7 protein-coding genes are annotated in these 13408 nt (G+C 59.3%); 4 read left to right on the forward strand and 3 right to left on the reverse strand.

The annotated features are described in order from the left end of the window. Window positions 1-365: 365 nt before the first annotated feature. Together FY251_RS07640 and FY251_RS07645 are read right to left on the reverse strand one after the other, a co-directional pair. Window positions 366-1366, reverse strand: a protein-coding gene (locus tag FY251_RS07640) for an IS630 family transposase (RefSeq protein ID WP_148414175.1) whose coding sequence is annotated in 2 segments (ribosomal slippage) — window positions 366-874 and window positions 874-1366 — 1002 coding nt in all. Because the reading frame shifts where the segments join, the coding sequence is not laid out codon by codon here. Between the two features lie 179 nt (window positions 1367-1545). Then, window positions 1546-3615, reverse strand: coding sequence for a beta-glucosidase (locus FY251_RS07645; RefSeq protein ID WP_148414176.1), 2070 nt, complete (start codon window positions 3613-3615; stop codon window positions 1546-1548). A gap of 833 nt (window positions 3616-4448) precedes the next feature. Here FY251_RS07645 and FY251_RS07650 point away from each other — a divergent pair. From FY251_RS07650 to FY251_RS07665, 4 genes are all read left to right on the forward strand, one after another. Continuing rightward, entirely contained in the window at window positions 4449-5414 is a 966-nt protein-coding gene (locus tag FY251_RS07650) for a carbohydrate ABC transporter permease (protein ID WP_148414177.1), read from the forward strand. A gap of 43 nt (window positions 5415-5457) precedes the next feature. Then, window positions 5458-6339 (forward strand): carbohydrate ABC transporter permease, encoded by an 882-nt coding sequence (locus FY251_RS07655; protein ID WP_148414178.1) that lies wholly within the window; start codon window positions 5458-5460, stop codon window positions 6337-6339. Between the two features lie 445 nt (window positions 6340-6784). Then, window positions 6785-7948 (forward strand): ABC transporter ATP-binding protein, encoded by a 1164-nt coding sequence (locus FY251_RS07660; RefSeq protein WP_148414179.1) that lies wholly within the window; start codon window positions 6785-6787, stop codon window positions 7946-7948. A gap of 158 nt (window positions 7949-8106) precedes the next feature. Further along, on the forward strand, window positions 8107-11370 hold the full coding sequence (locus FY251_RS07665) for a family 78 glycoside hydrolase catalytic domain (RefSeq protein ID WP_148414180.1): 3264 nt from the start codon (window positions 8107-8109) through the stop codon (window positions 11368-11370). Window positions 11371-11700: 330 nt separating this feature from the next. Here FY251_RS07665 and FY251_RS07670 read toward each other — a convergent pair whose 3' ends face one another. Beyond that, window positions 11701-13338, reverse strand: a complete 1638-nt coding sequence (locus tag FY251_RS07670) for an extracellular solute-binding protein (RefSeq protein WP_187367369.1) — start codon at window positions 13336-13338, stop codon at window positions 11701-11703. Between the last annotated feature and the right edge of the window lie 70 nt (window positions 13339-13408).

Here is a 13408-nt window from a genome sequence, read left to right on the forward strand (position 1 = left end):
CGCTCGCGACGCCGGCGCGGCGACGATCGTGTCATCATCGACCGGGGGAGTCGAGTATTCGCGAACTCCGGCTCACCGGTCGCGACCGGCAGACCCTCCATCTTCCGATTTTCTTTGAGGTACAGCCCAACAGTGCGGACGTTGTCCCGGTGTCGGGAGTTGCGGTCGTAGTATCTAACAGTCGATTCGCTGAGGTCGGAGTGAAATCAATTCCTTGGGAACGATTTCAGGTCTTACTCTCCCAAAGTTGATCCACGCTCTGATTGGATAGCTGATTTCTCATCGAGTCAGCAAACCATCCGCGACTGAGGGTTTCAACGGGACCTGCCGCTCAGGAATTAGTATCAAAGGGCCTATAGTAGGCACTAGAAGTAGTTACTCACTTTAGGAACAGAGAGTTTGTCGAGAGCGGTGTCGATCGCTGTTGTTAGCTCATCGAGCGAGTCAAAGAAGCGGTTGCTAAGAGCCTTTTGCAGCTGTCTCCAACACTCTTCGACCGGGTTTAGCTCCGGCGAGTACGATGGAAGTGTCACGAATGCGAGGTCGTCACGGGCCGCTAGGTCCGTGACGGCCGACGCTTGGAAATACGGCGCCCCGTCCAGCACCACGAGCAAGTCATCTTCAAATTCTTTACATAGTGCTAAAATGAAATGTTTCGCGTGTTCAGCGGTAACGTACTCTTCGAATCGTGAGAAGAAGCGATCACCGTCCTCGGTGATCGCACCCAGCAGACACGTCCAGTCGCGTTGGCCAGAGAGTTCGACGGAGGGCCGCGTGCCGCGCGGAAACCACGCGGCACGCGGCTCAACTTGCACGGATTTCTTGGTTTGGTCGATACAGACTACGGTGGCGTCCATCTCCCGCCGCTTTTTTTGAGTTCTTCGTAGAATGCTTCTTGCTCGGTTTCATCAGCTTCGGCGGCTTTCCGGCGTGGTTTCTGATAGCTCAATCCCGCTTCTTTCAGCAACCGCCGACAACTCGGGATTGAATACTCGACGCCGTATGTTTCCTCGAGAAAGTCTTGGGCAAGCGCCGGCGTCCACGCCGGCGCGTCGAGCCCGACTTCTTCAGGAGGTTCGTGGACGGTCTCTTGAAATTCGCTTTGCTGTGTTTCTGAAAGTTTTCGCTTCCTTCCAGTTCGTTTATCATCAGAAACGGCTTGCTCAAGCGACTCGTTGGTGTCGAGTCGCTTGAGCCAGCTGTAGATCGTCCGGCGTTGAACATCGTACCACTGGGCTAGCTCGGTCTGCGTGACACCGTTCTTGTACGCGATAGCTGCTAAGAGCCGTTGTGTCGGCTTCTTTCCGTCCACGTTGTCGAGAGCGTCTTGCAATTCCTCGACGGAAATCTCGTCAAGATGGTTCATTATCTCTTGCAAGAGATTTTGAGTAAAAAGTTCTAACGATTACTATAGTTGAATACAACGGGTCCGAATCAACCGGTTGTGACGGAGGTATCTCATTTCGTCGTTATGAGCGCGTCAACGGAGGGTATCATGAACGGGCCGGGGGTGTCATACCATTACTTTCGTACAGTAATGGTGCTTCAGATACTTATCTCGGTCTGTAGACGGATGTCCCGAGAAGACCGGCCGATAGAAACGGTCATCTTACCGCGGACAACCGTCCATCCTTCCCGTTCGTCGAAATATGCGAAGTCGGAGTGGTCCAGCGTCACCGTTACCGTCTCCTGCTCACCCGCTTCTACCGACACCGCCTCGAACGCTACTAGTTCGCGCTTTGGCGTCGGGACTGGTGCAGCGGACTTCTCGACGTACACTTGCACGACGTCTGTTCCCTCGCGAGTCCCCGTGTTCTGGATTGGTATCTCTACGGAGATCTCGTCTGCGTGTTCCGTGAGTGATGGCTCGCCGTACTCGAACGTCGTGTAGGTGAGTCCGTGTCCGAACGGGAACAGCGGTTTGATGTCGTGTTCGTCGAAGTGGCGGTAACCGACGAAGATACCTTCGTCGTACCGAACCTCGTCGTCGAGACCAGGGAACCTCGCCTCATCATCCATTGGATAATCCTCGGCTGAGCGCCCGAACGTCATCGGGAGTCTGCCACCCGGTTCGGCGTCTCCGAACAATAGGTCAGCTACCGCCTCACCGTCTACCTGTCCAGAATACCACGTTTCGAGTACCGCGTCGACGGAATCAAGCCACGGCATGGTCACCGAACCGCTCGTCCGGAGGACGACGACAGTTTGTTCCGCAACCTCGGACACGGCAGCGATGAGTTCGTCCTGACGGCCGGGGAGTTCGAGTCCATCCCGGTCGACGAACTCTGTGGCATCGTCCTGTGCGACGACGACGGCACAGTCTGCCTTGGCGGCAGCGTCAACCGCAACGTCGATGCTCGTCTCGGAGCGTTCGGCGTCGTCGGTCTCGTTAAAGAACGTCGACTCCGTAATCGACGGGATTCCTCGTTCGAAGGTGACATCCACCCCACGAGAACTGAGCCCATCGACCGGCGACGTTTGGGTGAACGCAGAAACTTCCGATGACCCCCCGCCTCCGATTTTCGCGGCGTCTGCGTTCGGTCCGAGTACCGCAATCGAATCCGCGTCTTCCAGCGGTAGCACCCCGTCGTTTTCGAGCAGGACTGCGCCCTGTGTGGCGATATCTCGGGCGAGTGTTCGGTGGCCCGGTGTATCAACTGCACCGTCGGGTCGCTCGTCGAAGCACCCGATCGAGTCCATCCCCCGGAGAACCCGTTCGACTTTGTCGTCGATGACCGCACCGTCTACGTCACCAGCCTCAACGGCCTCCCGGAGCGGCTCACCAAACAGCGCCGTGGCCTCGGGAACCGGTGGGAACGTCTCGGGTAAATTCTCCGCGTCGACGCTGTCCGGGACGAACTCCTCTGGTTCGACACCGGGCATCTCAATGTCGAGGCCGGCACGTGCCGCCTTGACCGTACTGCGCGTGCCCCACCAGTCAGAGGTGACGAACCCTTCGAACCCCCACTCGCCTTTCAGTACATCGGTGAGTAGGTACGCGTGGTCGCTCATGTGAACGCCGTTCACCCGGTTGTACGCAGTCATCACCGACGTCACCTCTGCCTCCTGCACCGCTGCCCGGAACGGCGGCAGGTAGATTTCTCGCAGGGCCCGTTCGCTGACTTCGGCACTGATTTCGTACCGATTCGTCTCTTGGTTGTTTGCAACGTAGTGTTTGACCATCGCCCCGATGTCCTCGGACTCGATACCTTCGATAGTTCCGACAGCGATTCGTGCGGCTAGGTGGGGGTCTTCACTGTAGTATTCGAAGTTCCGCCCACCGAGCGGTACTCGCTGGATGTTAACCCCGGGAGCGAGGACGACGTCTTGACCGTGAACGGCGGCCTCTCTGGCGAGTGCCTTCCCGAACTCACGACCGAGTGACGGCCTCCACGAGGCGGCGAGCGCAATCGATGCGGGAAATGCCGTCGCCCGTTCGTTCATCGCTCGAACACCAAGTGGTCCATCGACCATGCGCAACGGCGGAATGCCGAGTCTGCTGACTCCAGCGACAAACCCCGTGGCTTTCCCATCTGGATCAACGGTTCCGCGAAGCAGTTGAATCTTCTCTGCAAGTGTGAGTTTGTCGACTATCGAAGATATGTCGGGCGACATTCGTGACTACTCTCTCACGGGACACCGTTTTGTACTTTTCCTACCGGAAATAATAGACTGCATCTCAAACAATAGCCGTGTTAGACCGAAAAGAACCACCGAGGCGAACCAGTTCTCGAGGCCGTATTTGGATCAATAGTTCCGTCATCGTCGGATAGCTCTCAACATCCATCTCTCCCAGTCACGAGGTTGCTTCGCGCATTCGTGGGAGAGATTACATACGTATCTCTGTAATGAGTCGCGCTGTGTTTGCTTGTTTCCGGCGATAGCGGAATTGTTGTGAAAAATAGACCTATATAAATCACTACTCTAAACCGAATTAGTATCCTAGCTCACGCCCCAGACAGAATTTGAACCCATAACCATAACTATCATTGAACATGAATCAATGATTTGGGATTTTCTCGGTAGAGAGTCAATTTCCGATGATGGCGGAAAAATCGGCGCCCAATAGTCGCAACAGCAGACAAAATCCGAGCGAATCCAACCAAGACAACGGAGTCTGACGTTCGTCAAGACGCTGTGCGAGCCCGCTGTGAAGCGTGTCCACTTGACACGCGCGTGAGTTGTGGTGGCACGGGACGTGCGAAATCTGAATATGCCGATTACCGGTGTCTCAGAGGGTTTCGGCCGCGAATCGTCTTCGTCTCGCAAGTCAAGAATGCAAACATTTATCATACCAAACTCCGTTGGTCGTCACTATATGGCAGTTTGCAACGCTGCACCGCCGGAAGGCCTAGACGGCACGTCTTGGGTACTCAACACGAGGGTAACTGTCGGTTTTCCACGTCTCGCGTTCGAACCAGATGTGAGGCAACAGGGGTGGTTCACCGATGGCCTCTGAGTCACAGGAGAGTTCAATAGATATCAATAAACTGAAAGACCAATCGCGGTTCAGCGTCGACAACCTCTCGCTAAGACAGCAGGAGCTCATCGAGGGATGGGCGTTCGTGCTGGGAAAGCTCGCAATCATCTTGTTCGTCATTGGGTTCCCGATGGCGTTTGCGGTGTATCTGAGCTTCACCGACTCTAATCTCGTGAACCTCCCGGGAGAGTTCATCGGACTGGAGAACTACGTGTGGGTGCTCGGACAAGACGTGTGGTGGACCTCGCTGAGAAACGTGTTTCTTCTCGCGGGAATCGTCATCCCGACGAATATCATATTCTCCTTCTCGGCGGCACTGCTGCTCAGGGAGAAACTCCGAGGGAGTACGCTCTACCGTGTGGCGTTCCTCGTCCCTGTGTCTGGGCCGCCGATTATCTGGGCGATCGTCTGGAAACTGGTCTTGTTCCCCAACGAGGGTGGGATAATCAACGCTATCATGCTCGAATTGGGTGTGATAAGCTCGTACGTTCCCTTCCTTTCGGACCCGACGTTCGCACTCCCTTCCATCATCATGTCCCAGATGTGGGGCTTCGGGCTCTCGATGCTGATATACATGGCTGCGTTGGCGGGACTTCCAGCGTCGGTGATGGAATCAGCCGCGATGGACGGCGCTAACAAGTATCAGAAGGTTCGCTATATCATCTGGCCACTGATGAAACCGACGACGTTCTTCCTCATCGTCATCCAGCTCGTGCTGGTGCTGCGGATGGGCTTCGGTGCGGTGTTCGTGATGACGCAGGGTGGTCCGCTCAACGCGACGATGGTCCCGTCGTACTTCATCTACCAGCTGGCGTTCCGATACAACAGCTTCGGCCAGTCTGCGGCCGCAGCTATCCTGATGTTCATCGTCACTGCGCTCATCGCACTGGCGACCTACAAACCACTGCAGAGCAACGCGGAGTACTACCAATGAACTGCCACCAGAAACACAGCCATCGAGAGACGGAGGCCCACCGATGAGTTCCGATCACGAGACCATCTTCGAGAATCCCGATACGACGAAGGGAAAACTTGAGCGCTTCGGGGCGCACGTGTATCTGTTCGTCATCGCTGCATTCACGGCGGGACCGTACCTGCTGATGATTTCGGTCTCGATGATGGGGAACGGCTGGCTCCCGGTCGTACCGCCGAAGGTCATCCCCGAGACGTGGAGCTTCATCAACTACGTTGACGTCTGGCTTGGACGAACGGCCCTCCTCGACCGCGGGTTCTTCGGGTTCTTCCTGAACTCGCTGTTGTACGCGAGCGGCGCGACGCTGGTCGTGCTCGTCTTCGACTCGCTGGCGGGCTACGCGTTCGCCCGGTTGGAGTTCACGGGGCGCGACGTGACCTTTGCCGCCGTGCTGGCGACGATCATGATCTCGCCCATGATTCTGTTCATCCCGGTGTACCTGATGTTCAACGAGTTCGGTCTCGTCAACACCAGATTGGGTATCATCCTCCCACACACGATCAGTGGCTTCGGGGTGTTCCTGATGCGCCAGTTCATCAAAACGCTCCCCTCTTCGCTGGAGGACGCGGCGTTGATGGACGGCTGTTCCCGTTTCGGGGTCTTCTGGCGTATCGTCGTGCCGATGATGAAGCCCGCACTCGTCACGCTGGGCATCATCACGTTCATCACGGTCTGGAACTCGTTCCTTTGGCCGCTGGTGCTCGCACGTGACGCGGAACTGTACAACCTCCCGGTCGCGCTGGGTTACTTCCAGGGCCAGGTCAGCACGCTCTGGGCACCGCTCATGGCCGCCGCGGCGCTGACGCTCATCCCGATGGTCGTGCTGTTCGTCTCGATGCAGCAGTACTACGTCCGTGGCTTCGTTCTCGGCGGCCTGAAGGGCTGAGCGACGTCGGGCTTTTTCTCCACACCATTCTTCGGGTGTCGTAAACCGCGGCTATCAACGGTGAGTCAGTGACGTATCGTGGGTACATCCCGCGTTGAATGGGGGTGGAGAGTTCGCGTATCTTTTTGTAATCAGGCCGACCTATTTCGTGATAGCATGGATCAAGTCACTGTTCACGAGGGAGTCACCTACACCGAGCGCGGTGGCCGCAAGATGAAACTTGACCTCTACCTGCCGAAGCGCGAACGTCCCCCGCTCGTCGTCTACATCACGGTGGCGGATGGATCGAAGAGACGTGCGCCAACATCCCGAACGGAGGCGGTCGGAATTCCGCGCCCCGTGGGTGCGGCCCCATTTCGTCGGCAGAGTCAGGTCGTCGAAGGTGACTAGTAACTCCGAAATGGGAAAAAACTTAATGCACGGGGGAGGCATGAGTCCAACATCCATGGGAGAGCTTAACTTAGAGATGCTTAGAAAGGAGTTCGGAGAGGTGGGTGGCGAACACGTTGTGGCCGTCGACGACATCGATATCGACATCGCCGACGGTGAGTTTCTGATTCTCGTCGGCCCCTCTGGGTGTGGGAAGTCGACGACGCTTCGTTGTATTGCGGGGTTAGAACAGCCCACGAGCGGCGAAATCGTCCTCAACGGCGAACCTGTGACCCAGCGGAAACCGAAAGACAGGAACATGGCGATGGTGTTCCAGAACTACGCGTTGTACCCACACATGACCGCTCGAGAGAACATGGCGTTCGGGCTTCGGATGACGACAGAACTATCGAACGACGAAATCGACGACCGCGTCGTAAACGCCGCCGAGGTGATGGACATCGAGGACCTGCTCGACAAGAAGCCCGGTGAGCTTTCCGGTGGGCAACAACAGCGCGTCGCACTCGGCCGTGCCATCGTCCGCGACCCCGAAGTGTTCCTGATGGACGAGCCGCTGTCGAATCTGGACGCGAAGCTCCGGACCCAGATGCGAACCGAGCTTCAGGACCTCCAGCAGGAACTGGACGTGACGACGATTTACGTCACGCACGACCAGACCGAAGCGATGACGATGGGCGACCGAATCGCCATCCTCAACCACGGCGAACTCCAGCAAATCGGCACGCCGGCAGAATGTTATCAGGAGCCGGAGAACCAGTTCGTCGCCGGATTCATCGGTTCACCCTCGATGAACTTCTTCGACGTCGAACTCCACGACGGGACACTGTCGACCGATGACTTCCAAGTACACGTCTCGAAGGAAATCGACGACGAGTTGACCGGCGCCGGGTCGGAGTTCGTCATGGGGATTCGTCCCGAGGAGATTCTGAGCAAGGAAGACGTCGATGGAGAAGACGGCTTCACCGTCGAAATCAACGTCGTCGAGCCGCTGGGCGACGTGACATACCTCTACACCGAAATCGCTGGCAATGAGGCGACGATTAGCGTCGACCGCAACACGGAAATCGAACCCGGCGACGAGATACAGATATCGTTCCCGCAGAGCGAAATCCACGTGTTCGACCCGAACAGTGGTGATTCGCTCATCACGCGCGGTGCCCCACCGAACGGGGAACCCGCAAACGAGGTCGACGCCGGAGCGGAGCGCACGGAAGCCTAACTACCGAGGGGAACGCCTCACTGGTGCCTCTGTTTCTTTTCTGCGGGCGGGATGGACGCAACGGTAACGCTGTTTTGTGTCGAATCGTTGTTGGCTCAGTATCGACACCCACAGACAGTGTGGAAGGATTTAACAAGGCTGGAATGGTGGTAACTACCATGTCCGCAAACGAGCAGTTGCAGCGACCGGTCGACCTTCGCGTCGAGTACGAGGAGTCTCCAGTCAACGTCGACCCGGTACGGCCACCCCGATTCGCTTGGCGACTGGCGACCGACGCGCGAGACAGTACACAGACTGCCTACCGACTGGTCGTCGGTCGTGACTTGGAGGTGGTGTCCGAGGGTGAGGGCGCCATGTGGGATTCAGGTACCGTCGAGTCCGGTACGGCGACGGATGTCGTCTACGAGGGCCCATCCTTGGCTTCTGACGAGACCTACTACTGGTCTGTGAAGGTCTGGACCGAACACGGGGAGAGCGACTGGGCCGACCCTGTTCAGTTCGGGACCGCCCTCAGACCGGAAGACTGGCACGGCGAGTGGATTTCCCACCAACCCGACGGAGGTGACACGAACGGCTGGCGGAGCCAGTGGCATCTCTCGGGCGACGACGGCGAGGAGTGGGTTCAACTCGACCTCGGCGACCGCACCAACGTGTCCGAGGTCGCGCTCCACCCCACGAACCCGGTCACAGTCATTCGAACGCCCGACGAGACCGCGGTCACGCTATCGTGGTCCGAGAACCCACTGGACGGCTTCGGCTTCCCCGCCTCCTACCGTGTCGAGGTGAGTGACGACCCCGCGTTCGAGGACGCCGAAGTCGTCGTCAAAGCGACGCTCGAAGAGAAGGAACAGAAAGTGGAAGACGGGACACCCGAAGACGGCGAGGCGACGGTTCAGACGCACCAGGGCCTCGACGCGAGCGGCCGGTACGTTCGTGTCACGGCGACGGACCTGTACGAAGTCAAAGCGTCCCAGCAGGTGGACACGCCGGTACACAGCGGTGGTAGTGACCGCCTGACCGAAGCTGCCCGAACGTGGCAGTGTTTCGCGCTCGCCGGACTCACAGTGCGTGACGGCGACGAAGATCTCACCGCGGGCGCCGACGTGTCCGCCTCCTCGACGGTCGAGGCGGAGACGTGGGGACGCGACCACCTCGTGAACGGCTATACAGAGTCGCGGATGGCGTCGTCCTCACCGCAGTTACGAACCGAGTTCGTCCTCGACGAGGCAGTCGCCTCGGCGCGGATTCACACCGCCGCTGTCGGCTACGGTGAACTGTCGGTCAACGGCGAGCAGATTGGTGACGCCAAGCTCGACCCGGCGTGGACCGACTACGAGAAGCGAGTCCTCTATTCGAGCCACGACGTGACCGAACAGCTCTCGGAGGGCGAGAACGCAATCGGGCTGTGGCTCGGTCGCGGGTGGTTTGCCAAGCAGGGGGCCTACTGGGTCGCCGATGGGTCGCCACGTGCTCGCGTGACGCTCTCTATCGAGTTCGAGGACGGACGCACCCGGACGCTCTCGACTGACGGCAACTGGCAGGCTACGGAGAGCCCGTTGCTTGACAACGACATCTACGACGGCGAGCACTACGACGCGCGGCGCGAACAGGACGGATGGGCGACTGCCGGCTTTGACGATTCGAACTGGGACCAAGCCGTCGTCGTCGGCGAACCGGGAGGGACGCTTCGACCCGAGCGAATCGAACCGATGAGTGTCGTCGATACGTTCGACGCCATCGAGGTCTACGACCACCCGGAGGGGCCGATTCTCGACTTCGGTCAGAACTTCACCGGCTGGCTGGAAATCGCTATCGACGGTGCCGACGAAGGCGACGAGATAGTCCTGCGCCACGCGGAGGTCCTGACAGAGGAGGGAGACCTCTCGACGACCGACCTCCGAACCGCCGACGCGACCGATATCTACGTCGCCCGCGGAGACGGCCACGAGACCTACGAGCCGCGGTTCACCTATCACGGCTTCCGCTACGCGCAGGTGTCGGGCCATCCCGGCGAGTTCGACCCCGACGCCGTCACGGCGAAGGTCGTCTCGACGGCGATGGACCGCCGCGGTGAGTTCAGCTGTTCGAACGACGACCTCAATCAGCTTCAACACAACGCCGTCTGGGGACTGCGTAGTAACACGCACTCCATCCCGGAGGACTGCCCCCAGCGCGACGAACGCTTCGGTTGGACCGGTGACGGCCACATCTCGACGCGCTCGTTGTTGTTCAACTTCGACGCCGTCCGCTTCGACGAGAAGTGGGCCCGCGACCACGACGACGTCGCCGCCGACATGGGCTACGTGACCGACGTCATCCCGAACAAGGCCTTCGAGGACCCTGCGGACCCGACGTGGTCGATTACGCGCGTGATGGTTCCGTGGTATCTCTACCGCCACGACGGTGACGAGGGAATCCTCAACGAGCAGTACGAGGGAATGCGCCAGTACGTCGACTACTGGACTGGCGTCGCCGACGATGGAATCGTTCCGGACGACTACGGGAAGTACGGCGACTGGCTGGCCTTCGAGAACACGGACGGACGTGTGGGACTCCCCCACGACCTGTTCAACACGGCGTTCGTCTACCAGGTCACCGATACATTTGCGAAGATTGCGAGCGTGCTCGGTAACGACACCGACGCCGCGAACTACCGCGAGCGCGCCGAGCACATCGCCTCCGCGTTCAACGACCGCTTCTTCGACCCCGAAGCGGGTGAGTACGGACCGGGAACACAGTCCTCTTATTCCGTTCCTCTGTTCCTCGGGATGGTTCCAGACGAACACGTCGAGCAGGTTGCCGCGAACCTCGCCGAGAAGGTCGAGAGCGACGGTGGGAAGCTCAAAACGGGATTCCTCGGCACGCGCCCGCTGATTCACACGCTGGCCGACCATGGTTACGACGAACTGGCCTACGAGGTCGTCACCCAACCCGAACGGCCCGGTTGGGTGTACATGGCCCGCAACGGTGCGACAACGATGTGGGAGCGCTGGGACAGCGACACCCGTATCGGTGACGGGATGAACTCGTTCAACCACTCTCCGTTCGTCCACATTTCGGAGTTCTTCTACGAGGTGCTCGCCGGAATCCAACTGGGTGACGAACCGGTCACAGACCACGTGACGGTCGCACCGTCGATGGTCGATGACCTCGACTGGGTCGACGCCGCGCTTGAGACGCAAGCTGGTAACCTCGAAGTCGCCTGGGAGCGGACCGATGGAGGATACGACTGCCGTGTGACCGTCCCGTGGAACGGCGCTGCGACGGTTCGGCTCCCCGACGCCGCCGGACTCGAAGTCACCGAGTCGGGCATTCCGCTCTCCGAGGGCGCACCCGACGGCATCCGCTCGGTCGAAACCGCCGAGGACGACCTCCTCGTCGAGATCGGCACTGGTGCGTTCGAGTTCATCGTCGAGAACTGACGCGCCCCCTGGTCCCACTTTCGAACGAGCGGTCGCGGCGGTGGCGCGCTCTCACAGCGACCCGATGACGGTAGTGCCTGCGAGGTGGTGACGAGTAGCAGAAATCGAGAGATCTTTTATTGGCAGCGGGAGACGATACGCTCGCCGTGTTGGGTCGGGTATCACTGAACGACGAGGAGGACACGACTGTCCATACACGAACGAATGTCGACGACAGACAGTACGTAACTCGTCGGCGAAAAACGGGGACGAACTCTTCTTGAATACCTGTGAAATCTCGACTCGGGAACTGACGTCAGTCAAACCAGAGAGTGACTACAAGCCGACCGTCTAGAGCGGGCTGGCTCCAGGGGTCGGGTTGTTGTATCCACGGCTGGATTCCGCAAACGCGGCATCGTCAGAGTCCGCGATGAGATCTGCCCACGTGTTTTCGGCATCGGTGAAGATCTGTTCGACGTTCTGATTGCCGTTCTGGTTGAGGCGCTGAAGCGCGCCGCCGACCGCCTCGTGGACGCGGCCGCTGCCGACGAGCTTTGGTGCGGTCGTGACGGGCGACCCCGCCTCGGTCACTTTGATATCGGGGTAGCGGCTCTTGATGGCTTCCTGCTGTGCCGCGTACTGATTCATCGCCTCGTTCGTTCGGTCCATGACGTCAAGCCCTCCGCTGGACTCAACGAAGTCGGACACGCCCTCGTCCTGCATGATCTGGTAGGCCTCCTGGTTCGGGACGGTCTGCGAGGACGTGTTGAACCAGTTGTACTGGTTGCGGGCGTTGTTGCGGAACTTGATGAACTCCCATGCCTCTTCGGGCTGGCCGCCGACGTTCTCGCTGAACGCGGAGAACATCACTTCCCATCCGCCGGCACCATAGACCGGCATGTTGTCGTTGCCGTCCTTAGTCGGGAAGGGGATGATTTCGAAGTTCACGTCGGCCTGAGAGAACTCGACACGCGAGAACGTCGCGTGGGGGAGCAGTCCGATCTGGCCGGCCGAGAAGGGGTCTTGAATCCCGTCACGGGTGTACGCGCCGGGGTTGTTAGTCCAGCCGTTCGCGATTGGAATCCCGCAGAACGTGTTCCACGCTTCCACCTCCGGGTCCGACGCGAGCGTCAGGGTGTACTCGTCGTCTTCGTTCAGGTAACCGGAGCCGATGAGGCTCCCGGCGGTCCGCGAGAGCTGTTCGAGATACGCGTCCCACTGCGCCGCCGACACAGCGTCGCCGAGTCCGACACCGACGCCGTTGACCGAGGTCCCGTTGACCTCAGTGCCGTCGATTTGCTCTGCGGCGTTGAGGTACTCCTCGTAACTCCAGCTATCCTGTGGCAGTTCCCCGAGGCCTGCGGCTTCCCACGCGTCGACGTTGACGTACATGAGTCCGGGTTGGATTGCCGAGATGAACGGCACACCGACGAGGCCACCGAAGCGAGACTCCTGCCAGTCCCAGAAGGGCTGCCAGAACTGGTTCCGGAAGCTGTCTTCCATGTACTGGTCGACGAAGGCGAACGGCGCGTTCTCCTCGATCGTAGACCGATCTTTGCCCGAGTAGTCGTACAGTTGGGCCGGGAATGTCCACGCGATCGCTGGTGCATCGTTCCCGCCGATCGCAGTCCGTAGGGCTTGGTTGTGGTCGTTGAACGGGTTGGTCACCTGCTCGACACGGATGTTCTGCTCGGCGCCGGGACCCTCGTTGAACGCCTGCACAATCTCGTCCTCGCCGGTGTTCGACGGCTCGGTTGAGTGAGGCCAGCGCCAGTACTCGATGGTGGTCATCCCACCGTCGCCACCTGCCGTGGCACCGTCACCGCTACCGTCGTTGCTGCCGCCGTTGCCGCCGTCACCGCCACCAGAACACCCAGCGAGCGCAGCGACGCCGGTCGCGCCGGCCATCTGGATCCAATTACGACGGGTCACCCGTCGCCCCGTTTTTGTACTCCGCTCTCCGGAATCCCGAATGTCACTATTTGGCATACGTAATGTACGTTGTAAGTAACTATAATAAACGTTTGGATTCATGAACCAATCCGTGGTACGGACCTCT

Source organism: Haloferax sp. KTX1 (assembly GCF_902410085.1).
GTDB lineage: Archaea > Halobacteriota > Halobacteria > Halobacteriales > Haloferacaceae > Haloferax > Haloferax massiliensis.

Excerpts from the sequence above, each read along its gene's own strand:
- FY251_RS07645 (WP_148414176.1), bottom strand. The coding sequence starts at position 3,615 with ATGTCGCCCGACATATCTTCGATAGTCGACAAACTCACACTTGCAGAG.
- FY251_RS07650 (WP_148414177.1), top strand. The coding sequence starts at position 4,449 with ATGGCCTCTGAGTCACAGGAGAGTTCAATAGATATCAATAAACTGAAA.
- FY251_RS07655 (WP_148414178.1), top strand. The coding sequence starts at position 5,458 with ATGAGTTCCGATCACGAGACCATCTTCGAGAATCCCGATACGACGAAG.
- FY251_RS07660 (WP_148414179.1), top strand. The coding sequence starts at position 6,785 with ATGGGAGAGCTTAACTTAGAGATGCTTAGAAAGGAGTTCGGAGAGGTG.
- FY251_RS07665 (WP_148414180.1), top strand. The coding sequence starts at position 8,107 with ATGTCCGCAAACGAGCAGTTGCAGCGACCGGTCGACCTTCGCGTCGAG.
- FY251_RS07670 (WP_187367369.1), bottom strand. The coding sequence starts at position 13,338 with ATGCCAAATAGTGACATTCGGGATTCCGGAGAGCGGAGTACAAAAACG.